Source organism: Aneurinibacillus tyrosinisolvens (genome assembly GCF_001015055.1).
Taxonomy (GTDB): domain Bacteria; phylum Bacillota; class Bacilli; order Aneurinibacillales; family Aneurinibacillaceae; genus Aneurinibacillus_A; species Aneurinibacillus_A tyrosinisolvens.
The window spans coordinates 1-630 of record NZ_BBWZ01000129.1; the positions used below are offsets into that span (position 1 = coordinate 1).

Sequence of the window (630 nt, forward strand, 5' to 3'; positions counted from 1 at the left end):
TTGTAGCCGCCAAGTAGAATTGAACACTTTCCGCTAAATAAGATTGAACACATTTCTGGAAATTAGTCACTGCCTTCTAGCGCTTGACATGAAGCCTCTGCGCACATGATTCCTACAGAAAACCAACCATACCAAGGGATGGCCGTTCTAAAAGAGGCTATCATGTACGCCACTCCATGTAAAGCGCACGTTCTCAACTGGTAAAAAAAGTGTTCACCTTTATCTAGCATATTTTGTTCAATCTTATTTAGCGGTCACAATAGTCCACCATAGGCCGATGCCTCTCACCAACAGTATCCCAATCGTCGGATTGCTAAGGTACAAAATCCATATTTAGAAACAAACGAGATGATAATAATAGTAAGAAGTGGAAAGAGTAAGTTATCATTGAACAGAACTTTAGTTAGATCCGTTTTCAATCCAGAGTTAACGAAATACAGAGGCATTAAAAATGAGACAACCAATGGTTCAAACCGAAGATTAATTTCTGATCGTAAGACCTGACTAGTAGGCATGCACATTCCAAAAATAAAAGCTCCAAAAACAGCATGAACACCTAAGTACTCAGTTATACTAGCTGCTCCAAGGACCAAAATTAGGATAAAGGCTAACTGCTGATGATATAATACT

1 protein-coding gene is annotated in these 630 nt (G+C 38.9%); it reads right to left on the reverse strand.

Translation table 11 applies throughout. The features are described from left to right. Positions 1-284 precede the first annotated feature (284 nt). On the reverse strand, positions 285-630 hold a 346-nt coding region (locus MBEAL2_RS30895), incomplete at its 5' end, for a cation:proton antiporter domain-containing protein (protein WP_173427750.1).